22 protein-coding genes are annotated in these 21,265 nt (G+C 71.9%); 5 read left to right on the plus strand and 17 right to left on the minus strand.

The annotated features are described in order from the left end of the window. Window positions 1-11 precede the first annotated feature (11 nt). Both JTN19_RS06965 and JTN19_RS06970 read left to right on the plus strand, forming a co-directional pair. The gene (locus JTN19_RS06965) at window positions 12-899 is read left to right on the plus strand and encodes a polysaccharide deacetylase family protein (RefSeq protein WP_206931179.1); all 888 of its coding nucleotides are present in this window, start codon (window positions 12-14) and stop codon (window positions 897-899) included. Then, window positions 896-1,432, plus strand: coding sequence for a lipocalin family protein (locus JTN19_RS06970; RefSeq protein ID WP_206931180.1), 537 nt, complete (start codon window positions 896-898; stop codon window positions 1,430-1,432). The genes JTN19_RS06965 and JTN19_RS06970 overlap by 4 nt, the downstream gene beginning before the upstream one ends. A 103-nt stretch (window positions 1,433-1,535) precedes the next feature. On the opposite strand, the gene JTN19_RS06975 is transcribed toward JTN19_RS06970, so the two are convergent. Next, on the minus strand, window positions 1,536-2,381 hold the full coding sequence (locus JTN19_RS06975) for a GNAT family N-acetyltransferase (RefSeq protein WP_206931181.1): 846 nt from the start codon (window positions 2,379-2,381) through the stop codon (window positions 1,536-1,538). Continuing rightward, window positions 2,378-3,142, minus strand: coding sequence for an SDR family NAD(P)-dependent oxidoreductase (locus JTN19_RS06980; protein WP_206931182.1), 765 nt, complete (start codon window positions 3,140-3,142; stop codon window positions 2,378-2,380). The genes JTN19_RS06975 and JTN19_RS06980 overlap by 4 nt, the downstream gene beginning before the upstream one ends. 139 nt (window positions 3,143-3,281) lie before the next feature. Between JTN19_RS06980 and JTN19_RS20355 the strand changes: the two genes are divergently transcribed. Further along, on the plus strand, window positions 3,282-3,701 hold the full coding sequence (locus JTN19_RS20355) for a hotdog domain-containing protein (protein WP_206931183.1): 420 nt from the start codon (window positions 3,282-3,284) through the stop codon (window positions 3,699-3,701). On the opposite strand, the gene JTN19_RS06990 is transcribed toward JTN19_RS20355, so the two are convergent. From JTN19_RS06990 to JTN19_RS07060, 14 genes are all read right to left on the minus strand, one after another. Beyond that, window positions 3,679-4,572, minus strand: a complete 894-nt coding sequence (locus JTN19_RS06990) for an EamA family transporter (protein ID WP_206931184.1) — start codon at window positions 4,570-4,572, stop codon at window positions 3,679-3,681. The genes JTN19_RS20355 and JTN19_RS06990 overlap by 23 nt on opposite strands. Window positions 4,573-4,781: 209 nt before the next feature. Next, window positions 4,782-5,294 carry a cysteine dioxygenase family protein gene (locus tag JTN19_RS06995; protein WP_206931185.1) on the minus strand — a complete coding sequence of 171 codons (513 nt, stop codon included), beginning with the start codon at window positions 5,292-5,294 and terminating at the stop codon, window positions 4,782-4,784. Window positions 5,295-5,298: 4 nt separating this feature from the next. Continuing rightward, window positions 5,299-5,982: a GntR family transcriptional regulator gene (locus tag JTN19_RS07000; protein ID WP_206931186.1), complete on the minus strand. Its 684-nt coding sequence runs from the start codon at window positions 5,980-5,982 to the stop codon at window positions 5,299-5,301. A gap of 46 nt (window positions 5,983-6,028) precedes the next feature. Continuing rightward, a complete protein-coding gene (locus tag JTN19_RS07005) occupies window positions 6,029-6,817 on the minus strand; it encodes an alpha/beta hydrolase (RefSeq protein WP_206931187.1) in 789 nt (262 codons plus the stop codon). Between the two features lie 5 nt (window positions 6,818-6,822). After that, entirely contained in the window at window positions 6,823-7,803 is a 981-nt protein-coding gene (locus JTN19_RS07010; RefSeq protein WP_206931188.1) for a Bug family tripartite tricarboxylate transporter substrate binding protein, read from the minus strand. Window positions 7,804-7,925: 122 nt separating this feature from the next. After that, the gene (locus tag JTN19_RS07015) at window positions 7,926-8,543 is read right to left on the minus strand and encodes a class I SAM-dependent DNA methyltransferase (RefSeq protein ID WP_206931189.1); all 618 of its coding nucleotides are present in this window, start codon (window positions 8,541-8,543) and stop codon (window positions 7,926-7,928) included. A gap of 76 nt (window positions 8,544-8,619) precedes the next feature. Then, complete coding sequence (locus JTN19_RS07020; RefSeq protein ID WP_340643288.1) at window positions 8,620-9,414, minus strand: cold-shock protein; 795 nt, start codon at window positions 9,412-9,414, stop codon at window positions 8,620-8,622. A 97-nt stretch (window positions 9,415-9,511) separates the two neighbouring features. Next, window positions 9,512-10,777: an NAD(P)/FAD-dependent oxidoreductase gene (locus JTN19_RS07030; protein ID WP_206931190.1), complete on the minus strand. Its 1,266-nt coding sequence runs from the start codon at window positions 10,775-10,777 to the stop codon at window positions 9,512-9,514. A gap of 58 nt (window positions 10,778-10,835) precedes the next feature. Further along, window positions 10,836-11,231 carry an AtzH-like domain-containing protein gene (locus JTN19_RS07035; protein WP_206931191.1) on the minus strand — a complete coding sequence of 132 codons (396 nt, stop codon included), beginning with the start codon at window positions 11,229-11,231 and terminating at the stop codon, window positions 10,836-10,838. 186 nt (window positions 11,232-11,417) lie between these two features. Continuing rightward, a complete protein-coding gene (locus JTN19_RS07040; protein ID WP_206931192.1) occupies window positions 11,418-12,212 on the minus strand; it encodes an FAD binding domain-containing protein in 795 nt (264 codons plus the stop codon). Between the two features lie 17 nt (window positions 12,213-12,229). Continuing rightward, complete coding sequence (locus tag JTN19_RS07045; protein ID WP_206931193.1) at window positions 12,230-14,599, minus strand: xanthine dehydrogenase family protein molybdopterin-binding subunit; 2,370 nt, start codon at window positions 14,597-14,599, stop codon at window positions 12,230-12,232. 111 nt (window positions 14,600-14,710) lie between these two features. Next, a complete protein-coding gene (locus JTN19_RS07050; protein ID WP_206931194.1) occupies window positions 14,711-15,214 on the minus strand; it encodes a (2Fe-2S)-binding protein in 504 nt (167 codons plus the stop codon). An 83-nt stretch (window positions 15,215-15,297) separates the two neighbouring features. Beyond that, on the minus strand, window positions 15,298-15,645 hold the full coding sequence (locus JTN19_RS07055) for a nuclear transport factor 2 family protein (RefSeq protein ID WP_206931195.1): 348 nt from the start codon (window positions 15,643-15,645) through the stop codon (window positions 15,298-15,300). A gap of 72 nt (window positions 15,646-15,717) precedes the next feature. Then, window positions 15,718-16,413, minus strand: a complete 696-nt coding sequence (locus JTN19_RS07060) for a cysteine hydrolase family protein (protein ID WP_206931196.1) — start codon at window positions 16,411-16,413, stop codon at window positions 15,718-15,720. Between the two features lie 267 nt (window positions 16,414-16,680). Between JTN19_RS07060 and mgtE the strand changes: the two genes are divergently transcribed. Both mgtE and JTN19_RS07070 read left to right on the plus strand, forming a co-directional pair. Further along, window positions 16,681-18,006, plus strand: a complete 1,326-nt coding sequence (gene mgtE, locus JTN19_RS07065) for a magnesium transporter (protein ID WP_206931197.1) — start codon at window positions 16,681-16,683, stop codon at window positions 18,004-18,006. Continuing rightward, window positions 18,003-19,802, plus strand: a complete 1,800-nt coding sequence (locus tag JTN19_RS07070; protein ID WP_206931198.1) for an SLC13 family permease — start codon at window positions 18,003-18,005, stop codon at window positions 19,800-19,802. Before mgtE ends, JTN19_RS07070 begins: the two co-directional genes overlap by 4 nt. On the opposite strand, the gene JTN19_RS07075 is transcribed toward JTN19_RS07070, so the two are convergent. Continuing rightward, a complete protein-coding gene (locus JTN19_RS07075; RefSeq protein ID WP_206931199.1) occupies window positions 19,803-21,263 on the minus strand; it encodes an L-lactate permease in 1,461 nt (486 codons plus the stop codon). It abuts the gene before it with no gap. Window positions 21,264-21,265: the final 2 nt, after the last annotated feature.

The raw sequence follows: 21,265 nt of genomic DNA on the forward strand, positions 1-21,265 counted from the left end.
GGGGGACACAGATGCTGCCCAGCCATGGCCGCTATGACTACCTGCCCTGGGCCCAGCGCCCGCGTGAGTCCTGGCCGGGTGGGCGGAAGCTGGCCGTCTATCTCGGCGTCAACCTGGAGCATTTCGCCTTCGGCGAGGGGCTGGGTGCGGAACTGGCCCCCGGCGGGCCGCAGCCGGACATCCTGAACTATGCCTGGCGCGACTATGGCAACCGGGTGGGCGCCTGGCGGTTGCTGCAGATGCTCGACGAGTTGTCCCTGCCCGCCACAGTGCTGCTGAACAGCGCCATGTATGACTACGCGCCGGACCTCGTGGCCGCGCATCGTGCGCGCGGCGACGAGATCGCGGGCCATGGCCGCACCAACAGCGAGCGCCAATCCATCCTGCCCGAGGCCGAGGAAGCGGCGCTGATCGCGGAGAGCACCGCCGCCATCACGCAGCATGAGGGCGCGGCGCCACGCGGCTGGCTTTCGCCCTGGATCGCGGAAAGCCGGGTCACGCCCGACCTGCTGGCCGAGGCCGGATACCGCTACACGCTCAACTGGTGCATGGACGACCAGCCCGTCTGGATGCGCACGCGCGCCGGCCGACTGCTCTCCATCCCCTACCCGCAGGAGGCGAACGACATTCCCTCCATCGTGGGCCGCAAGGATGGGGCGGAGCAGTTCGCGGACCTGATCATCGAGGATTTCTCCGAGCGCATGCGCCAGGTGGCCGATGGGCTGCCGCAGGTCATGGGCATCGCGCTGCACCCCTATATCGTCGGCCAGCCCTACCGGCTGCGCGCGCTGCGACGGGCGCTGAACGTCATCGCCGCGCAGCGCGACGCGGTCTGGATCACCACCGCCGGCGCCATCCACGACCATTGCATGACCTGGCCAGAAGGAAGCCTGCGATGACGCGTGGGCTGTTCCTCATCGCCCTGCTGGCGCTGTCCGCCTGCGGCGCCACCCGCCCGGGCCCCGAGACGCCGGCCACGGTGGAGCGGGTGGATCTCGACCGCTATCTCGGCCTCTGGCACGAGGTGGCGCGCCTGCCGCAGAGCTTCCAGGACAGCCGCACGCTGCGCTGCGAGGAAGTCACGGCCGAATACGCCGCCGCCGGGCCGGGCCGTATCTCCGTGGTGAACTCCTGCGTGAATGCGCTCGACCCCGCCCGCCCGCGGCGCGAGGCGCGCGGCCAGGCCTATGTGGTGGAGGGCAGCAATGGCGCGCGGCTGCGCGTCAGCTTCTTCTGGCCCTTCTACGGCGACTACTGGGTGCTGGGGCTGCACCCGGAGTATCGCTGGGCGCTGGTGGGTTCGCCCTCGCGGCAATCGCTCTGGCTGCTCTCGCGCACGCCGGTGCTGGAGGAGGCGGAGGTGGAGCGTGCGCTCGCCATCGCGCGGCGCGAGGGGTTTGATCTGGGGCCTCTCATTCGGGCTGCTCGCTAGTTGAGCGGCCGATTCATGGCTTCGGCGATGCCGCCGAAGCCGATCGGACGCTAGCCGAGCGGCCGATTCACGGCTTCGGCATGACGCCGAAGCCGATCGGACGCTAACCCAATTCGAAGCTCGTCAGCCCGAAGATCCAGTCCCGCCGCATGGGCGGCGGCGGGCTGGTGTACATGCGCGCCGTCTCGAACCCCTTTTCCATGCCCATGGACCGCGCCAGCGCCACCGCCTCGGCATGCGGCTCGGGCAGGTCCAGGATCAGCGGGCCGGGAGCGCGGTGCGGGGCGGCATCGGCGATGAGGGCGCGGGCCACCTTCGCATCCCGCGCGAAGAGGGGAGCGAGCTTCGAACCCTCCCGGCAGGGCCGCAGCACGGCGAAGCCCGCGACCTCGCCGGCCCCGTCCAGCAGCACGCGGGCGCGGTGGCCGGGCGTGGTGATCCAGGCGCGGAGAAAATCGGGGCGCGGCAGGCCGAAGGCCTGGGCATCGAAGGCCAGCAACTGCGCGAAGGGGATGGCAGCCGCGTCGCGGATCTCGGCCGGCGCGGCGTCCGGGATGCGCGGCGCGTCGGACTGGTAGCGCGCATTGTTCCAGGCCAGTTCGAAGCCCGAGCGGCGGTAGTTCGCCTGCTGCGCCACCACCCCATCCAGCCCGACGCAGCGCCCCGCGAGCCGCGCCATGGCCGCGCGCCACAGCGCGATGCCCACCCCCTGCCCCCGCACCTCCGGCCGGGCGATGTAGAAGCCGATGAAGCCGAAATCCTCGCCGGTGCGGACGGCGGTGATGCAGGCCAGCAACTGGCCGTCGCGCTCGGCGCCCCAGAAGCCCTCCGGGTCGGCGGCGGCGAAGGCCTGGGCGTCGGCCAGGCCCGGGTTCCAGCCCTCGGCCGCCGCCCACTCCACGGCGGTCGCGATCTCGTCGGCGCGCAGGGGGCGGCAGATGAGGGTCAATGCATGATGTCCCCGCCATTGGGCGACAGGCAGGCGCCGCAGTAATAACTGCCGCCAGGCCCCGCCAGCAGCAGGGCCGTCGCCGCGATCTCCTCCACCCGGCCCATGCGGCGCAGCGGCAGGCGGCTTTCGATCTCGGCCTTCCATTCCGGCCCGCGCGAGCGCGTGAGGTCCGTCTCGATGGGACCTGGCGCGATGGCGTTCACCAGCACCCCCTGCGGCCCGGCCTCATAGGCCAGCGCCCGGGTGAAGCCGATGATGCCCGCCTTGGCCGCGCAATAGGTCACGATCCCGGGCGACCCCTTCAGGCCCAGCTGCGAGGCGATGTTGATGATGCGCCCCCCACCCCGCGCCACCATGCCGGGATAGACGGCCTGGGCGGTGAAGAACGTGCCCTTCAGATGGATGTTCAGCATGCGGTCGAACTCCGCCTCGCTGATCTGCCCGAAGGGGGTGCGGAGGTTGATGCCGGCATTGTTCAGCAGGATGTCGCAGGGGCCGAGTGCGGCCTCGGCCGCCGCGATGAAGGCGTTGATCCGCGCAACCTCCCCCGCATCCGCCGCCATCTGGAAGGCGCGGCGGCCGCGGGCGGTGACGGCCTGGACCAGGGTGCGCGCCTCCGCCTCGTCATCCAGGTGGGAGATGGCGACATCCGCGCCGGCTTCCGCGAAGGCGATGGCGCAGGCGCGCCCGATGCCGCGGCTGCCGCCGGTCACATAGGCGATCTTGCCGGCCAGCGGGCCATGGGCGGGCGCGTTCATGCCATCGGTCCTGTCATGCACATGGGGCGATGTTGCGAAACACCGCACCCCGCGTCCAGGCCCGGCCGCACCCCCGCTTGGGGCCCGGCACGCGGCGCTGCATGCTGAACGCGCAGAACCGACGCCGAAGGAACACCGCGTGGACATCCAGGCCCTCGAAGCCCTCATGCATGCCGAACTGCCCATGACCGCCGCCTGGGGCGTGCGCGTGCTGGAGGCGGGCGGGGGCGAGGCGCGGCTGCGGCTCGACCCCCTGCCCGTGCTGCTCCGGCCTGGCCCCACCCTCTCGGGCCCCGCCATGATGGGGCTGGCGGATATGGCGATGTGGGCCGCGCTGCTGGCCATCAGCGAGGGCGAGGACCGCAGCCTGACCAGCAGCCTCTCCATGCAGTTCCTGCGCCCGGCGGGGAATGCGGCGGTGGTGGCCCATGCGCGGCTGATCAAGCCGAAGGGCCGCAGCCTCTATGGCGAGGTGCGGATCACCCGCGCCGAGGACGGGGTGCTGGTGGCGCATGCGACCAGCGGCTGGGTCACGGTCAGCCCAGCCGGCGGCCGGTGAAGAGCACGGCCACCAGCATCGCCCCCGCCGCCAGCCCGGCGCCGATCGCCTTGAACCAGCCGATGGGCTCGGCCAGGAAGAAGGCGGCCATCAGCAGGCCCATCACCGGCACCAGCACGGAGATGGTGCCGGCCCGCGTCGCCCCCAGCGTCTCCACGCAGCGGGCGAAGAGGAACATGGAGACAACGCCCAGCAGCAGCCCCTGCGCCACGATCATCCAGGCGATGAGCGTGATGGGCTGGGCGAAGAATTCCTCCGCGCGGAAGGCCAGGAACAGCGGCAGCACCATGGGCGCCGACACCACCGAGACCGCCGCCGTGGCCGGGATGGCCGCCACCTGCCAGCGCCGCAGCAGCACGGTGAAGAGGCCCCAGGTGGCGCCCGCCCCCACCAGCATCAGGTCGCCCCGCCAGGCGCCCGGGTGCAGCCCCAGCCCGTCCCAGCCGATCAGCAGCACGCCCAGCAGCATGACGCCGAGGGCCGCGGCACGGCCGGCCGTGGGCCGTTCGCGCAGCAGCCACCAGGCGGCGAGTGCGGCCACGACCGGCCCGGTCATGGGCGCGATGGTGGCGCCGTGGCTGGCGGGCGCGAAATACAGCGCCGTGACGAAGAGGCTGAGGTTGAAGGCCCCGCCCGTGATGCTCAGCGCCAGCAGCTTCCAGGGGCCGAGCGCGGCCAGCACCCGCCGCTCGCGCCAGGCCAGCGGCGCCAGCAGCAGCGCGCCCGGAATGTAGCGGCAGAAGAGCAGGTCCAGCGCGTGCAGCCCCTGCCCGGCCAGCGCGTTGCGGGCCACCACCGCATGGCCGCTCCAGATGAAGGCCGCGGCCGTGCCGAAGAGCAGGCCGAGCAGGAGCTTGGGCGGAGGCGTCACGGGCGGCGGGGGGGCGTCACAGGGGCAGGAGACGCGGCGGGGGGCCGCGGGTCAACCGCGGCTTTGGGGGGGCATGGCCGCGCGCGGCGCGGGGCTGGGCCGCCTTACCATCTTACGATCTTACCATCTTACCGGGGGTGGCCTGTCGGGCACGGCACGGCACGAGGCGAACATCACCATGCGCCCGCGCGCCCCGAAAAGTCCAGCATTCAGCCCAGGATCAGGTTCACCCGGTCCCCGAAATCCTCGAAGGGCACGCCATAGACATGGATGGAGACCGCCACCTCTGCCGAGCAATTGGCCAGGCGGTGGATGAGGTCGGGGTCGGCCGGGCCGTGGCTGACATCGCCCGCGCGGCGCAGATGGACGGAGTCCGGCACCGGCGGGGCGCCCGGCCGGTAATAATGCTCGCTCAGCACTCCCTGGTGGACGCCCAGCGCGCACCAGGTGCGGTGGGCATGCACGGGCGACATCTGCCCCGGCCGCCAGACCAGCGCCACCACCGCATATTCGCCGGCCGGGTCGGCGTGCAGCAGGTGCCGCACATAGCGGTCCGGGTTGCAGGGACAGTCGCGGCCCGAGAGCAGGCGCGGGTCCGTCATGTGCGGCGCCAGCGCCTCGGCCACGGCGCGGTCCCGGCGGGCCAGCGGCGCGCGGGCGGCGACGGCCACATCGGCCAGCATCCGGTCGAGGGAGGTTTCGAGGGGAAGGATCACGTTCATGGGGCTACACCGCCGTCATCGCATCGGGGGCCGTCAGCGCCGCCAGCACCATCTCGCGGCTGGCGGCGACCTGTTCGTGCATGAGGGCGGCCGCGGCCTCGCCCTGGCCGAGCGCCAGGCGTTCTACCAGCTCATGGTGCTCATGCGCCATTTCCATGGTGCGGTCGCGCCGGCGCAGGCCCAGGACCAGCATGCGCGTGCTCTCGTCCAACATCCGATCGAGCTGGCGGGCCAGGCGGTTGTTGCCCGAAAGCTCCGCGATGGCGACGTGGAAGCGCTTGTTGGCGTCGAGGTAGCACATGGCGCTCTCGGCATCGCCGCAATCATAGCCCTCGGCGCAGACGGCATCGAGGCGGGCCAGCATGGTGGTGTCCACCCGGCCGGCGGCGCGGCGGGCAGCCTCGGGCTCCAGCAGCAGGCGCAGGTCGAAGACCTCATGGATGTCGCGAATGGTGACGAGGCTGACCATCCAGCCCCGGCGCGGCACGGCCTGCACCAGCCCATCCTCCGCCAACCGCGCCAGCGCGGCGCGGATGGGCGCCTTGCCCATGTCGAGCCGCTGGGCTGCCGCGGCCTCGGAAATGGTCTCACCAGGGGCTAGGCGGGTGGAGAGGATGTCGCGGCGGAGGGCGGCGACGGCCTGTTCGGTCAGCGAGGGCGGCGCCTCGATGGGCGTGAGCAGCGACATGACGGGTACAATATCACTGACATGTCAGGCGAAGTCCAGGTGAATTTCAGACCAGCAGCGGCGCCGCCGCCACGGCCATGCGCGCATTCACGTGCCCGACCCCCGGAACGGTGAGCAGGCGCCAATGGAAGGGAACACCCTCCGCCGCCGCGAGCGCCTGCGCGGCGGCGTGGAAGTTCCGCCCGCGCTCCAGCCGGTTCACCCCCTGGCGGTCGGTCATGGCGTCGCGCCGCAGGCTGGGGTGGTGCGGGTCGGTGTCGGCCTCGCCCAGCAGGATCACCACGTCGCGGGCCAGGGCGGCGCGCAGCGCCGCGGGGTCAAGGTCCAGGCCTCCCAACCCATGCGGGAAGGGCGTGCCGGTGTCGGGGAAGGAATACCAGCCGGCATTGGCGATCACCACGCGCCGCGCGCGCGCCGCCCCGGTCAGCAGCAGGTGCCGGTGGACGAATTGCGCGCCGGCGGAATGGCCATACAGGGAAAACTCCCGGCCGGGCGCGTCGCCCTGGGCCGCCAGCGCCGCGTCCACCGCCGCGTCCAGCGCGGCGAAGCGCCATTGGGCGCGCGGCGCGCGGGCATTGCCCTGGCTGAAATGCCGCGCCCCAGGAAACTGCGCCTGGGAAAATTCGGGGCAGAGCAGCAGGAATCCCTGCGCCTCGGCATGGGGGGCCCAGGCGTCGCGGTAGCCATCGGCGTTGCGGCCCACCCCGTGCACCACCACGACCACCCTGCCCCCCGGCCGCCATGCGGCGGGGCGGTGCAGGTGGACGGGCGGCACCGGGCCGAAGCCGGGCAGCGAAAGCGCCGCCCCACCCAGCAGAAGGGCGCGGCGGCACATGGCGCTCAGTCCACCCGCGCGCCGGAGACGCGCACCACCTCGGCCCAGCGCGCGATGTCCTGGCGCTGGATGGCGGCGAATTCGGCCGGGGTGAAGACGGTGGGGGGCGTGATGCCCTGCGTGTCCACCAGCCAGCGCTGGAATTCCTCCGTCTGCAGGATCTTCGTCACCTCGGAGGACATGCGCTCCAGGATGGGCGCGGGCAGGTTGGCGGGGCCGAAGAGGCCATACCAGGTGCTGCTGACGAAGCCGGGCAGGTTGCAGGCCTCGGCCACGGTGGGCACGTCGGGCAGGCTCGGGATGCGCTGCGCGGTGGTCACCCCCAGGGCGCGGGCCTGGCCCTGGCGCACCATGCCGATGCCCGGGCCGGTCTGGTTGAAGAAGACGTCCACATCGCCGCTCAGCAGCGCCAGCGCCGCCCCCGGCTGGCCGCGGAAGGGCACATGGGTGATGTCCACGCCCGCCGCCGCGTTGAACTGCGCGCCCGTCAGGTGGGTGGAGGCGCCATTGCCCGTGCTGGAGAAGTTCAGCCGGCCGGGATTGGCGCGGGCGGCGGCCAGCACCGTGGCGCAATCGGTGAATTGCGGCCGACGCTCGGGGCTGACCAGCATCAGGTTCGGCACGTCGCCCAGATGCGCGATGGGCGTGAAGTCGCGCACCACGTCGAAGGGCAGGCTGCGGTAGAGGCTGGCGTTGATGGCGTGCGTGCCGGCCGTGCCGAAATAGAAGGTGTAGCCATCGGGCCGCGCCTTCGCGACATGGTCGGAGCCGATATTGCCGCCCGCCCCGGTGCGGTTGTCCACCACGATGGGCTGGCCCAGCGCGCGGGAGAGCGGCTCGGCCAGGCGGCGCTGGTAGATGTCCACCCCCGAGCCGTTCGGGAAGCCGCCGATCAGCGTGATGGGGCGGCTGGGCCAGTTGGCCTGGGCGCTGGCGATGGCGGGGGTGGCGAGGAGGGGAAGCGCGAGAAGCGAGCGGCGGCGCATGGTTCAGTCTCCGGTCAGGTTGCGGGCAATCTAGGCCAAGCTTGCAAGATCCCGAAACATGGGCGTGCGGGTCCAAACTCCGCCACCATGCGTTCCGCCGCCCGGGCGGGAGGCACAGGCGGTCAATCCGCGGGCAGGCCTTTCCTGGCCAGCCAGACCGTGGCGCCGCCGCAGGAGGGGTCCTCGCGGACATGGCGCAGCAGTTCGAAGCCGCTGGTCGCCAGCAGGCCCTTGTATTCCGCGGCGTCGAGGCTCGCGTGGTAGAGGGGCCGGCCCTCGAACTCGCCCAGCGCCTCGCCATGGCCGGGGCCGCTCGTGAACATCAGCGCCGCGCCGGCATGCGCCAGCCGGGCGAAGACCGGGAACATCCGGCGCTGCGCGTCATGCGCCAGGTGGAAGAAGCTGTGCCAGGCCAGCAGGCCGTGGAAGGGGCCGAGCGCCGGCGGCTCGCGCATGTCCGCCAGGAGCCAGCGATGGTCCGGCAGGTTCCGGCGCGCCGCGGCGATCATGGCCGGCGCGCCGTCCAGCCCGGTGATGCGGCAGCCGCGCGCGGCCAGGTGCGCGGCCAGCGGCAGGCCGGTGCCGCAGCCCAGGTCCAGCACCTCCCGCCCGGAGGGCGGCATGGCATCCATGAAGGCATCGAGCCAGCCGCGCTCGAACAGGGCCTGGCTGCGGAGCCGGGCGAAGGCGGCCGCGTGGTCGTCGTAGAGGCGGAGGATGTCATCGGCCGGCGAGGACATGGGCTTTCTCCACCGCGCATGAAAAAGGCCCCGCGGCGGATGCCACGGGGCCCCGGAGACGGCGTGGGCCGCGCCGTTACTTGATGCCGACGGCCTGGCGGCCGCGCTGCCCGTCCCGCACGTCGAGCGAGACCTTCTCGCCCTGCTGCAGATCGGTGCGGCCGGCGCGCGTCAGCACGGAGGAGTGCAGGAACACGTCCTGCCCGCCATCTTCCGGCGTCACGAAGCCGAAGCCGCGCACCTGGTCGAACCACTTCACGGTGCCGTTCAGCGGATAGACGGGGCCGCTGCCCTCGTCGAAGTTGCGCCGGGGGCCACGATCGCCGCCGCCGAAGCCGCCGCCGCCGCGCGGGCCGCCAAAGCCGCCACCGCCGCCGCCGAAGCCGCCACGGTCGCCGAAGCCACCGCCGCCGCCACCGAAGTCACGCCGGGGGGGACGGTCGCCGAAGCCGCCGCCGGGGGCGCCGAAATCGCGCCGGGGGGGACGGTCCCCAAAGCCGCCGCCGCCGCCGAAGCCGCCACCGGGGCCGCCGAAGTCACGCCGGGGGGGACGGTCGCCGAAGTCGCGCCGGGGGGGGCGGTCGCCGAAGCCGCCGCGGGGCGCGCCAGCGCCGCCGCCGGGGCCGCGCTTCAGTTCGGTGATGCGGGTGACCAGCCGCCGGCCCTGCCGGTCGGAGCCGATTTCGCACACCAGGATGTCATCGGTGTCGGGTTGGTCCACGCCGGCCTCGGTCAGGGCCGAGGCGTGGAAGAACACGTCCTGCCCATCAGGGCCGAGCACGAAGCCGAAGCCCTTTCGCCCGTTGTACCACTTCACCTTGGCCTCGATCAGGCCGCCCTCGCCGCCATCAGGCGAATAATCGTCAGACACGTTGCTCTTCAACCCATAAACACGTCACGGCCGAACGGGATGCCAGGCCGCCACGGCAACAATGACATTCTCCGCGACGCTTTGCACGGGAAAAGCGTCAGCGAAAGCGCGTGGGGGCATAGGGCGCGGCGTCGGGCTCCGGCGGGCGGCCGGCCAGCATGGCGGCCAGGATTCCCGCCGAGCGCGGCGCCGCCACCAGCCCCACATGCCCATGGCCGAAGCCGTAGAGGATGTCCGGGCAGGCCCGGGCGGGGCCGAGCACGGGCAGCCCGTCGGGCATGGAGGGGCGGTGGCCCATCCAGAACCGCACCCGCTCCGCCGGCAGGTCACGCGGCAGGGCGGGGAAGCTGCGCAGCAGGTGGTCGCGCAGGATTTCGGCGCGCTTCCAGTTGGGGGCGGCCTCGATCCCCGCGATCTCGACCTGGCCCGCGCAGCGGAGGCCGCGGTCGGTCATGGTCACGCTCATCTTGCCGTCGGAGGGCATCATGGGCGTGCGGGGGCCGGCCTCGGCGCCCTCGACCATGGCGTGGTAGCCGCGCTCGCTCTCCAGCGGCAGGCTGTCGCCGGCGGCGCGGGCCAATGCCTTGGAATGGGCGCCGGCGCAGATCACGGCGCGGTCGGCGGGCACCTCGCCCTGGTCGGTCAGGACGGCCCGCAGCCGCCCGCCCTCGATGCGGAACCCGGTGGCGCGGGAGGGCATGCGCCGCGCGCCCTGCCGTTCGGCGAGCGCCACCAGGGCGGCGACATAGGCGCCGGGGTCGCGGCAATGCCTGCCCTCCTCCACCAGCACGCCGAAGCGGTAGCGGCGGTCGAGCTCGGGTTCGCGCTGGCGGAGTTCGTCCTCGTTCAATTCGAGCCACTTCACCCCCGTCTCGGCGCGGACGCGCCAGGCCAGCGCCTCCGCCTCGAAATCCGCGCGGGAGGGGTAGATGTAGAGCAGGCCGCGCCGTTCGATGAGGTGGCCCACGCCCGCTTCCTCGGCCAGGGCCGCGTGCAGTTCGGGGGCGCCGCGCACCAGGGCGCGTAGGGCATGGCCGGTCCGCATCACCTTCGCCTCGGTCCAGCCCGAGGCCAGGTAGCGCGTCAGCCAGGGCGCCACGCGGGGGAAGTAGGACCAGCGGATGGCGAGCGGCCCCAGCGGGTCCATGAGGAACTTCGGCACCTTGCGCCACAGGCCGGGCAAGGCGGGCGGCACCACGCTGGCGGGGCTGAGCCAGCAGCCATTGCCGTAGCTGGCGGCCTGTTCGCCACCGGGGGTGCCGGGTTCGATGAGGGTGACGGCGAAGCCCTCGCGCTGGGCGGCCAGCGCCGCGCAGGCGCCCATGATGCCGCCGCCGATGATGGCGACCTGGGTGGTGGCCATCACGCCCGCCCCCGATCGCCGGAAGGCCGCATGGCCTGGAGGCGTGAATCGGTGGCCATCAATTCCTCCCCGGGTCCTGCCCCGCCAGCAGCGAGACATGCGCCGACACCACCCGCCAGCCGAGGTCGGGCAGGCGCACCATAATCTTGGTCTCGCGGCCGATCAGCCCCGTGCCCACGCGTTCGTATTCCAGGTGGGTGCAGGCGAAATCCTGGCCGAAGCTGGTGATGTGCACCTTGCGCTGCACCCGCTGCGCATAGGCCTTCACCGAGGCGCGGAAGCCGCGGATGGCCTCGATGCCGTAGAGGATTTCCGTGATGCCGAAGCGCACGGTGCGCGGGTCGGCCCAGAAGATCTCGTTCAGGATCTCGGTGCGGTTGTTCATCAGCGCGTCCTCGTAGCGGTCGAAGACGGCGCGGGCCTCGGCGATGACGGAGGGGTTGTCCAGTTCCATGGCGCGCACCTTGCCCCCGGCGCGCGAAAAGCAAAAGGGCCGCGCCCCGTGCGGAGCGCGGCCCAAAGCATCTGGCGACCCGATTCAGACCTCCGGGCCTGACGGCCCCTCGGTCATCGGGGCGTTCCACTCGGGCGACCCGATTCAGACCTCCGGGCCTGACGGCCCTTCGGTCATCGGGGCGCGTCAGCCGGCGGCGGCGACCGCCCGCTTCGCCATCACCGTCACCAGGTGCGCGCGGTACTCGGCGCTGCCATGGATGTCGCTGTTCAGGTCATCGGCGGGCTGCTTGATGCCCGCCACCGCATCGGCCGACCAGTTGGACGAGAGCGCGGCCTCCATCTCCGACTGGCGGAACACGCAGGCGGCGGCGCCATTGATGGCCACGCGCACGCCCTTGGGGCCCTTCGAGACGAAGGCGCCGGCCATGACGTAGCGGCTGGCCGGGTTGCGCATCTTGGCGTAGCCCGCCTTCTCCGGGATGGGGAATTCCACCGCCACCAGGATCTCGTCATGTTCGAGGGCGGTGGTGAACATCCCCAGGAAGAAGTCATCCGCCGCGATCTTGCGCTTGCTGGTGTGGATGGTGGCGCCCAGCCCCAGCACCGCCGCCGGGTAGTCCGCCGCCGGGTCGTTGTTGGAGACGGAACCACCCAGCGTGCCGCGGTTGCGGACCTGCTGGTCGCCGATGTGCTGCGCCATGTAGGCCAGCGCGGGGATGGCGGACTTCACCTCCTCGCTGTTCGCCACCTCATGGTGGCGGGTCAGCGCGCCGATGATGAGGGCATTGCCCTCGCGCCGGACGCCGCGCATCTCCGCGATGCCCGAGAGGTCCACCAGCGAGGAGGGCTTGTTCAGCCGGTGCTTCAGCGCGGGCAACAGGGTGTGCCCGCCGGAGACGGCCTTGGCATCGGGGTCCGCGGCCAGGAGCTTCACGGCATCGGCCACGGAAGAGGGCTTGTGATAGGCGAAATCGTACATCGGGGGCTCCTGAGACGTCAGCGCTTGCCGTGGATGATGGACCAGATCTTCTCTTGTGTCGCGGGCATCTCGACATGCGAAATGTCGTAGTCGCGCAGCGCGTCCACCACCGCGTTGATGACGGCGGGCGGCGAGCCGATGGCCCCCACCTCGCCGCAGCCCTTCACCCCCAGCGGGTTGTGGGTGCAGAGGGTGGTGTGGGTGGCGACGCTGACCGGGGCCAGGTCATCGGCGCGCGGCATGGTGTAGTCCATCATGGAGGCGGAGATGAGCTGGCCATGGCTGTCATAGACGCAGCCCTCCAGCAGCGCCTGGCCGATGCCCTGGGCGACGCCGCCCTGCACCTGGCCCTCCACGATCATGGGGTTGATGACGCGGCCCACATCATCCACCGCGGTGAAGTTCACCATGCGGACCTCGCCCGTCTCGATCTCGATCTCCACCTCGGCGATGTGGCAGCCGCCGGGATAGGTGAAGTTCTTGGGGTCGTAGAAGGCGGTCTCCTCCAGCCCCGGCTCGATCTCATCAATCGGGTAGTTGTGGGGGACATAGGCCGCGAGGCTGATGTCGGTCAGGCTCTTGGTCTTGTCGGTGCCGGCGACGCGGAAGGTGCCGCGCTCGAACTCCACATCCTCGACCGAGGCTTCCATCAGATGGGCCGCGATGCGCTTGCCCTTGGCGATGATCTTGTCCATCGCCTTGTCCATGGCCGAACCGCCCACAGCAAGGCTGCGGCTGCCATAGGTGCCCATGCCGAAGGGGATCTTGGCCGTGTCGCCATGGACGATGTCCACATTGGCGATGGAGACGCCGAGCTTGTCCGCGATGAGCTGGGCGAAGGTGGTTTCGTGCCCCTGGCCATGGCTGTGCGTGCCCGTCAGCACCGTGACGCTGCCCGTGGGGTGGACGCGGATGGTGCCGACCTCATAGAGGCCCGCCCGCGCGCCCAGCGAACCCACCACCGCCGAGGGCGCGATGCCGCAGGCCTCGAGATAGGTGGAGATGCCGATGCCGCGCAGGCGGCCGCGCGCCTTCGCTTCGGCCCGGCGCTGCTCGAATGTCGCCCAGCCCGCCGTCTCCAGCGCCTGTTCCAGCGTCGAGAAATAGTCGCCGCTGTCATACTGGAGTGCGACGGGCGTCTGGTAGGGGAAGGCGTCGGTCGGGATGAAGTTGCGCCGGCGCAGCTCCACCTTGTCGAAGCCGGTCTGCTTCGCCGCCACGTCCACCAGGCGCTCCAGCAGATAGGTGGCCTCCGGCCGGCCCGCGCCGCGATAGGCGTCCACCGGCACGGTGTTGGTGAAGACGGCCTTCACCTCGGCATAGATGGCGGGCGTCGAATACACCCCGGCCAGCAGCGTGGCGTAGAGATAGGTCGGCACACAGGGCGCGAAGGTGGAGAGATAGGCGCCCATGTTCGCCTGGGTGTGCACGCGCAGGCCCAGGAATTTTCCTTCCGCATCGAGCGCCAGTTCGGCCCGGCTGATGTGGTCGCGCCCATGGGCGTCGGACATGAAGCTCTCCGACCGATCCGCGGTCCACTTCACCGGCCGGCCCAGCTTCGCCGCCGCCCAGGTGACGATGGCCTCCTCGGCATAGTGGTAGATCTTGGAGCCGAAGCCGCCGCCCACATCGGGCGCCACCACGCGCAGCTTGCTCTCCGGAATTTGCAGCACGAAGGCGCCCATCAGCAGGCGGATGACGTGCGGGTTCTGGCTGGTGGTGTAGAGGGTGTGCTCGCCCGTGGTGGTGTCGTAGTCGCCGATGGCCGCGCGCGGCTCCATGGCGTTGGGGACGAGGCGGTTGTTGGTCGTCTCGAAGACCACGGTGTGGGCGGCGGCGGCGAAGGCCGCGTCGGTGGCCGCCTTGTCGCCGATGTGCCAGTCGTAGCAGAGGTTGGACGGGTTGTCGTCATGCACCGCCGGCGCGCCGGGCGCCTGGGCCTGCGCCATGGTGACGGAGGCGGGCAGCACCTCGTAGTCCACATGGATGTGCTCGGCCGCGTCGCGGGCCTGTTGGCGGGTTTCGGCCACCACCACCGCCACGGGGTCGCCCACATGGCGCACCTTGCCCTCGGCGAGGACGGGGTGCTTCGGCTCCGCCATCGGCGTGCCGTCCTTGTTGTGGATCTGCCAGCCGCAGGGAATGCCGCCGATCGCGGCCAGGTCCGCGCTGGTGTAGATGGCCGCGACACCCGGCATGGCGGCGGCCGCCGCCGTGTCCACGCCCTTGATGCGCGCATGGGCGTGCGGGCTGCGGAGAATATAGGCGTGCGCCTGGCCGGGGCGGTTGATGTCGTCCGTGTATTGCCCGCGGCCGGAGAGGAAGCGCAGATCCTCCTTGCGCTTCACGCTCGCGCCGATGCCCTCGAAGGGGGTGACGACGTTCATTCTCGTTCTCTCCCTCAGGCCTGGCGACGCCGGGGCGGGATAGCCCCGGGCGCCTGGCCCCATAGCGCCCGCATCCCGCCGCGGCTTATGGCGCCGCGTGCGGGGAGGCGGTTACTCGGCGGCGGCCGCCACCGTCTCGCGCTTCCCGTGCATCACGTCCTGCGCGGCGGCGATGGCCTTCACGATGTTGTGGTAGCCGGTGCAGCGGCAGAGATTGCCCTCCAGCCCCTCGCGGATTTCCTTCTCCGACAGGCCCTGCGGGTTCTTGGCCACGAGGTCCACGGCCGACATCACCATGCCGGGCGTGCAGAAGCCGCATTGCAGGGCGTGGTATTCGCGGAAGGCCTCCTGCATCGGGTGCAGGGTGCCGTCGGGCTTGGCCAGGCCCTCGATGGTGGTGACCGAAGCGCCGTCGCACATCACGGCCAGCGTGGTGCAGGACTTCACGCTCTCGCCATCCACATGCACCACGCAGGCGCCGCACTGGCTGGTGTCGCACCCCACATGCGTGCCGGTCAGGCGCAGCTTCTCGCGCAGCAGCTCCACCAGCAGGGTGCGGCCCTCGACCTCGACCGTGTGCTGCTTGCCGTTCACCGTCAGCGAAACCTGAGGCATGGACTGCCCTCCCCTGCGTTCGAATTCGTTGCCGAAGGTTGCCGCTGGCATGGGCGCCGTCAAGCGCCCGGCCGGGCCGGCCTTCAGTAGAAGAAGCGTTCCTCGATGATGGCCCCGTCCGCCACCGTGTAAAGCCCGACCTCCGCCATGGTCATGCGCGCCCCGTCCTCCTTGCGCGTGAAGTCGAGGCCAAAGCGCAGGGCGAACTGGTCGCCATGGACGAAGGGGCCCTCCACCGTGAAGCTGTGGACCTCGTGGTTGGCCATCCACCATTCGCTCTTGGCCTCGACGGCCGGGCGGCCCTCGCAACGGGCCATGGGGCCGTCCATGGCCTCCAGGCTGACCACATCATCGGACCAGAAGCGGGTTTCCTCGCCCCGCCCCTCCTTCAGGGCGGCGGTGAAGGCCTCGGCGACTTCGCGTGGCGTCATGCTGGGCATTCCTCGGTCAGCGCGAGGCTAGCGCCCCGCCGCGCCCGCAGGCAACGGGAATTCCATGCCGGTTCAACGGGGCAGGAAGCCCAGCAGTTCGTCCGCTGTCATCACCTCGCAATAGATGCGGTTCAGGATTCGCAGCTCCTGCTCGTGCTCCGCCTGGCTGCCGGCGGCGCAGGCATCCTCGACCAGGATCACGTCGAAGCTCTCATCGGCCAGGGACCGCACGGTGGAGCTCACGCACTGGTCGGTGAAGATGCCCGTCGCCACCACATGCGTGATGCCCATGTTCTGCAGCACCAGGCGCAGATTCGTGCCGGTCAGCGCCGAATCCGTGGTCTTGGTGACCTGGATCTCATCAGGCCGCGGGGCGAGGTCGGGCACCACCTGCGATGCCCACTCATCCTTGGGCAGCAGCAAATCGTTCCAGCCGGGCTTGCGCTGGCTCAGCGAACGGTCCCGCCCATCGGGCAGCAGGGCCGCGATGCGGGCGAAGACCACGGGGTTGTCGCCCTCCCGGAACGCCGCCATCAGCCGCGCGATGGTGGGGATGACGGTGCCGTGCATCCGCTCGTGGAAGGGCGTCCAGCGGTGGTAGCGCGCCAGTTCCTCGCCCTGCAGCGTCGCGGGGTCGGGCCGCGCCAGGTAGGTGTTCTGCACGTCAATCACCAGCAGCGCCACGCGGCCGCGTTCCAGCGCCGGGTCCGGCGCCTCCGGGGCCCCCTCGTAGTAGAAGGAGCGCCAGGCGGTCTTCCAGCTTTCCATGCGGCCATCCCCTTTGCCTCCGGAAAGCCTAGGCCCCGGGCGCGCCATGGCAAGTCGCATTGACCCACGCCCCCCCGCGCTGGCATATGCCCCCGCATCCGGCCCGCGCGGCCGGAATTCCTGGAGAACCCCGATGCCCGAAGAAGGCGACAGTCGGCCGAGGCCGACCCTCGCGACCGGACACCGCACCGGAACGACGCCGACCGGCTGACGGTTCGCGCGTTCTTTCCGGCGGGTCCGCCCACCCTGCCGAGCGAAGAGAACGCGATGCCCCCCATGACCACCGCGCAGACCCTGGCCCTCGCGCCCGAGACCGCCGCCTCCCTGCACCCGGCGGACCTCGCCGCCCTGCTCTCCCGCCGCCCGGCCGAGGCGGGCTGGGCCATCATGTCCACCCTGCCGCTGACCCGCCGCGCGGAGGCCTTCGGCTACCTCGACCCCGCGCTCCAGCTCGGCATGGCGCGCGCCGCCCCGCCGCGCGACTTCGCGGCGCTGGTCACCGCCATGGACGCGGATGAGCGCGCGGACCTCTGGGCGCGCCTCGGCCCCGAGGCGCAGGAGGCGCTGCTGCCGGCGCTCGCCGCCGCCGAGCGCGAGGACATCCGCCGCCTCGCCGCCTATCCGGCCGGCACGGCGGGCGCGGTGATGACCAGCGAATACGCCGTGCTGCGCGGCGAACTCACGGCGCGCGACGCCATCGAGACGCTGCGCGGCCAGGCGCATTCCAAGGAGACGATCCACGTCGCCTATGTGCTGTCGCCCCAGCGGCGGCTGCTCGGCACCGTGACGCTGGAGGACCTGGTGCTGGCCCCCGCCGGGCGCCTCGTCGAGGCGCTGATGCGGCGCGACCCGCCCACCGTCCACGCCCAGGACAAGGCCGAGGAAGCCGCCCGCGCCATCGCCCGCTACGACCTGCCCGCCATCCCCGTCATCAACGGGGGCGAGATGATGGTGGGCATCATCACCGCCGACGACGCCATGGACGTGGCCGAGGCCGAGGCGACAGATGATTTCCACAAGGCCGGCGGCTCCAACTCGCTCGGCGTCTCGATGCTGAACGCGACGGTGGGGCTGCTCTATCGCAAGCGCATCTCCTGGCTGGTGGTGCTGGTCTTCGCCAACCTCTTCTCGGGCGCGGGCATCGCGGCCTTCGAGGATGTCATCGCGGCCAATGTCGCGCTCGTCTTCTTCCTGCCGCTGCTGATTGACAGCGGCGGCAATGCGGGCAGCCAGTCGGCCACGCTGATGGTCCGCGCGCTCGCCACCGGCGAGGCGCGGATGGGCGATTGGGCGCGCATGCTCCGGCGCGAGGTCACGGTGGCCGCCCTGCTGGGCCTGACCATGGCGGGTGCGGTCTCCCTGCTGGGCCTGGTGCGCGGCGGGCCCGAGATCGCGGTGGTGGTGGCGCTGACCATGGTCTGCGTGGTGCTGGTGGGCAGCGTCATCGGCCTGTCCTTGCCCTTTCTGCTCAGTCGGTTGAAGGTGGATCCGGCGACGGCCTCGGCCCCGCTCATCACCTCCATCGCCGATGCCAGCGGGGTGCTGATCTATTTCGGCATCGCCTCCGCTTTGCTGGTGAACCCCACGACATGACCTTTCCCCAGGCGGCCATCCTCGGAATCCTGGCCGCGGCCATCCTCCTGTTCCTGTGGGGGCGCTGGCGGCATGACCTGGTGGCGATGGGGGCCCTGCTGGCGGCGGTGGCGGCGGGGCTGGTGGCGCCGGGCGATGCCTTCGCGGGCTTCGGGCACCCGGCCGTCATCACCGTCGCCTGCGTGCTGGTGCTGAGCGCGGCACTCCAGGCCAGCGGGGCGGTGGACATGCTGACGCGCAACGCCATCCCGCGCAGCACGGGGCCGACGCTGACGCTGGCGGCGCTGTGCATACTGGCGGCCACGCTCTCGGCCTTCATGAACAATGTGGGCGCGCTGGCGCTGCTGATGCCGGTGGCCATCCAGGTCTCGGCGCGGCTCAGCCTGCCGCCGGGGCGGGTGCTGATGCCGCTGGCCTTCGCCTCCATCCTGGGCGGCATGACCACGCTGATCGGCACGCCGCCCAACCTCATCGTCTCGGGCTTCCGGGCGGAGGCCGCGGGCGGCTACGGCTTTGGCATGTTCGACTTCGCCGGCGTGGGTGTGGCGGTGACGCTGGCGGGCCTCGCCCTCATCCTGCTGGGCGGCTGGCGGCTGATCCCCGCCCGCGCCGTGACGGGCGCCGAGGGCTTCGCCACCGGCCCCTATCTGACGGAGGCCCGCGTGCCCGAGGGGGCCAAGGCCGCCGGCATGACGCTGAACGCCATCGAGGCCGCGCTGCGCGAAAGCGACGCGCAGGTGCTGGGCCTGGTGCGCCACGAACGCCGCATCGCCGCCCCCCACCCCTTCCGCGAGGTGCATGCGGACGACATCCTGCTGATCCGCGCCGAGCCCGAGGCGCTGGCCAGCGCGCTCTCCGACCTCGGCCTGCGGCTGGAGGAGGATCTGCCCGACGCCGCCGCGCAATCCGAGCGCGTGAAGGGCGCCGCCCTGCAATCCGAACAGGTGGTGCTGGCCGAATTCGTGGTCCGCCCCCGCGCCGAGATCGCGGGCCGTTCGGCCACCGACCTGCACCTGCGCCGCCGCTTTGGCGTGAACCTGCTGGCCATCTCGCGCCGGGGGGCGCGCATGGGGGCGCGCATGCGCGGGATGAGCCTGCGCGAGGGCGATGTGCTGCTGATGCAGGGCTCGGAGGAAGCCCTGGCCGAGGTCGCGCAGACCTATGGCCTGGTGCCGCTGGCCGAGCGCGAGCTGCGCCTGCCCGATGGCCGCCGCGCCACGCTGGCCGCCAGCGTGATGGCGCTGGCCGTGGGGGGTGCCGCCTTCGGGCTGTTGCCCGCCGCCATCGCCTTTGCCGCCGGGGTGCTGGCGGTGCTGGCGCTGGGCCTGCTGCCGCTGCGCCGCCTCTATGATTCGGTGGATTGGCCCGTGGTGGTGCTGCTGGGCGCGCTGCTGCCGGTGGCCGATGCGATGGCCACCACGGGCGCGGCCGACATGCTGGCCGGGCTGCTGCTGGCGCCCGTGGCCGCGCTGGGGCCGGCGGCGGCGCTGGCGCTGATCATGGCCGTGACCATGACGCTGTCGGACTTCATGAACAATGCGGGCACGGCCGCGGTGATGTGCCCGGTGGCGCTGGGCACGGCCTCGCAGCTCGGCGCCTCGCCCGATGCCTTCCTGATGGCGGTGGCCATCGGCGCCTCCTGCGCCTTCCTCACGCCCATCGGGCACCAGAACAACACGCTGATCCTGGGGCCGGGCGGGCTGCGCTTCGGCGACTACTGGCGGTTGGGTTTGCCGCTGGAGATCGTGGTGCTGGCGGTGGCCGTGCCCTCGCTGCTGTTCTTCTGGCCGCCGTGATCAAGTGATGGCCAGCAGCAAGGCGCCGGCCAGCGCGGCATAGAGCAGGGCGGCGGGCAGGGTGGCGCGCAGCACCTCGCTCGCCTGGCGGCCCACCAGCCCCACCGTCGCGGCGCCGGCCACGATGTTGTGCGGGCAGATGATGTTGCCGATGGCCGCCCCCACCCCCTGCCCCGCCAGCATCAGCGGCACCGACAGCCCCAGCGTCTCGGCCGTGGCGCGCTGGAATTCCGTGAGCAGGATGTTCGACGCGGTGGCCGAACCGGTGACGAAGGTGCCCAGCGCGCCCGCGGCCGGGGAAAGCGCCGGCCAGGCGCCGCCAAGCGCGAGGGAGGCGCCTTCGGCCAGGGCCTCGATCAGCCCGGCATGGACCATGAGGCGCGCCAGCGCCAGCATGGCCACCAGCGCCAGCAGCACCGAAGGCAGCCGCGCCGCCGCCCGCCCGGCCGCACCCGCCAGCACGCCGGGCGGCGTGCGGCGCAGCAGGGCGGCCAGCAGCAGCCCCAGCAGCAGCATGGTGCCCGGGTGGTAGAGCGGCTGCACGCTGCCCGCGAAGCCGCCGGGCAAGGTCCAGGAGAGGGTGACGCCGCGCAGCGCCTCGCCCAGCGGCGGAATGAGGCGCGTGGCCAGGATCAGCGCCAGCAGCAGCAGGTAGGGAAGGGCCGCGCCCAGCATCTCGCGCGCGCCGGGGCCGCCCGCCGCGCCGCGTCCGCGCACCCAGAGCGCGAAGCCCAGGCCCCCCAGCAGCGCCCCGCCCAGCGTGGGCAATTCGGGCCCCACGAAGACGGCGATGACGGTTGCCGGCAGCAAGAAAGCGACGCCCGCGGCCAGCGCCCAGACCGGGCCCGCCGAACCCCCCTGCCCCGCCGCCAGCCGATGGACCGCCAGCGCCATGGTCCAGCCCAGCGCCGCATGCAGCCCCGCCGTGGCACCCGAGAGCGCCAGCGGATCGAGCCCCGTCAGCGCGAGTTGCGCGGCCACCGGCGTGCCCACCGCGCCGAAGCTCACCCCCACCGCATGCCCCACCAGGGCCAGCGCCACGGCGCGCGCGGGCGAAAAGCCCAGCGCCACCAGAATGGGGGCTGCGAGTGCCACCGGCGTGCCGAAGCCCGCGGCCCCCTCCGCGAAGAGGGCGAAGAACCAGGCCACCAGCAGCGCCATGATGCGCGGATCGTCGGAGAGGCGCGCGATGGCGGCGCGGATGGTGGCCGTGCCGCCGCCCGCCATCTGCGCCTCGTGCAGCATCAGCGCCGGGAAGACGATCCAGAGGATGGTGAGTGCCGTGAAACCCGCCTCGGCCGCCACACCGGGCAGCCCCGCCGCGTCCCAGCCGAAGCCCCAGAGCGCCACGGGAAGTGCCACGGCCAAGCCCGCGAGCCCCGCCGGCCCCGCTGCCCAGCGCGCGCCCAGCATGAGCGCGAGGATGACCAGGATGGGCAGCAGCGCGGTCAGCGCCAGCATGT

The sequence above is a fragment of the Roseococcus thiosulfatophilus genome, assembly GCF_017311575.1.
GTDB lineage: Bacteria > Pseudomonadota > Alphaproteobacteria > Acetobacterales > Acetobacteraceae > Roseococcus > Roseococcus thiosulfatophilus.